Raw genomic sequence first — 1,875 nt, 5'->3', positions numbered from 1 at the left:
GGAAAGGTCGGGAGCGGGAAAGGTCGGGAGCGGGAAAGGTCGGGAGCGGGAAAGGTCGGGAGCGGGAAAGGTCGGGAACGGGAGAGACCGGGAACGGAGGGGCCGGGGAGCCCGGGGAGGCCGGGAACGGGAGAGCGTGGGAGCGGGAGAGCGTGGGAGCGGGAGAGCGTGGGAGCGGGCGGAGAGCGGGGTCCGGCGGATTGCGGCGGCTACGGGACCACGGTCACCGGCCAGCGGCCCGCCTTCACCAGGCGGACGGCGAGTGAGCCCACGAACCGGTGGCCGAAGCGCCGGGACGAGCCGACCACCACCGCGTCGGCCCGCAGCTCGCCGGCGACGCGGACGAGCTCCTGGTACGGATCGCCGCGCACCGCGATGAACTCGGCGTTCACGCCCGCGTGCAGGGCGCCCTGCTCGACCTGGCGGCGCATGTCCTCGGTCGCCTCGGCGACGGCCTGCTCGACCGCCCCGGCCGCCTCCGCGACGAGGCGGCTCGCGGCCGGGACGCCGGTCACGTACACGACGACCAGCCGCGCGCGCTGCCGCCGGGCCATGCCGGCTGCGTACGCCCCGGCGCGCATCGACGTGTCCGACCCATCGACACCGACCACGATGACCTTCGGGCCGTCGGTGCCCAGCTCGAAACTCACGGCAACAGCATGCCGCACGCGCCGCCGCGCCACGAGTCAGGGCACCGAGTCCGTCCAAAGGGCCCGGCCAAAGGGTCCAGGCAAAGGGTCCGGGCAAGGGGTCCGGGCAAAGGGTCCGGGCAAAGGGTCCGGGCAAAGGGTCCGGGCAAAGGGTCCGGGAAAGGTTCCAGGAAAGGGTCCGGGCGGCGGCCCGGCAACGGGCCGCCGCCTCACACGGTGGCGCCGGTCTCCACCAGAGCCGGCGAAGGCGCAGTGGGCCGGCGGTAGATGAACCGGTCGGTGATGCCGAACCGGAGCAGGAACGCCACCACCAGCGTGGCCAGGTTCGCGACCAGCTCGTCCGCGCCCCACCAGGAGACCAGCGCGGCCAGCAGCGGCAGGCGGACGGCCAGGTCGGCGTTGTTCAGCAGCACGAACCGCCCGAACCGGGCCGGCCACGGGCGGTCCCGCCGGGTGCGGAACACCACCAGGTCGACCAGGACGAAGTTCCAGCCGATCGCCACCTCCGTCGCCGCCACCGCCGCGGGCAGGTAGTGCACGTGGAGGTGGTCGACGAGCAGCCACATGACCGCCAGGTTCGGCAGCACGCCGGAGGCGCCCGCCGCGCCGAACCCGGCGAGCCGCAGGAGACGCGGCAGGTGCCCTCCGGTGCGTTCCGGCCGTACGCCGGTCGAGCCGAGCCTGCGCGGACCGGCCCGTCCGCCGCGCTCCGGACCGTTCACGCGTGCACCTGCCGCACGACGACCTCGCCGAAGCGGGCGACCACGGTCGACTCCGCGACGCCGGTCCGCAGCGTCGGCAGCGAGGCGAGCGTCGACTCGGCCTGGTCGGCCATGACGACGTAGTCGATCGACGCCGCCCCCGCCGGAACCATCGTCTCCATCACCTCGGGGTCGGTGTCGAGTTTCCACAGCCAGACCGGCTTGGTGAACCCGGCCAGTTTGAGGTCCATCCAGATGTAGTCGTCGGTGACCACGACCGCGTCGTGCGGGACGTGCTCGACGACCCACCGGGTGGCGGCGCGGGAGTTGGCGCTGCCGTCCACACGGGACTGCTCCACCATCGTCGACGCCCACGCCGGCACGACGAGCACGGCCGCGACGAGCGCGGTGCCGCCGACCGCGACGCGGGAGAGCGAGATCCGGCGCGCGGCACCGCCGGCCGCCATACGGGAACGGGGAAACGGTATCCCGAGCCGACCGTGGGTACGGCGCCACAGCAGGTC

General features: G+C 73.8%; 2 protein-coding genes and 1 pseudogene. All 3 read right to left on the bottom strand.

The window, feature by feature from the left end:
• Positions 1–209: 209 nt before the first annotated feature.
• Positions 210–650: a universal stress protein gene (locus IEZ31_RS53870; protein WP_229837235.1), complete on the bottom strand. Its 441-nt coding sequence runs from the start codon at positions 648–650 to the stop codon at positions 210–212.
• Between the two features lie 209 nt (positions 651–859).
• A complete protein-coding gene (locus IEZ31_RS53865; RefSeq protein WP_190257950.1) occupies positions 860–1,372 on the bottom strand; it encodes a GtrA family protein in 513 nt (170 codons plus the stop codon).
• Positions 1,369–1,875 (bottom strand): annotated as a pseudogene (locus IEZ31_RS53860) (hypothetical protein); the annotation flags it as partial. The pseudogene IEZ31_RS53860 and the gene IEZ31_RS53865, both read right to left, overlap by 4 nt.

The sequence above is a fragment of the Dactylosporangium sucinum genome (assembly GCF_014647515.1).
Taxonomy (GTDB): domain Bacteria; phylum Actinomycetota; class Actinomycetes; order Mycobacteriales; family Micromonosporaceae; genus Dactylosporangium; species Dactylosporangium sucinum.
The sequence above is the reverse complement of the archived record's forward strand: the minus strand, read 5'-3'. Positions and strand labels throughout refer to the sequence as shown.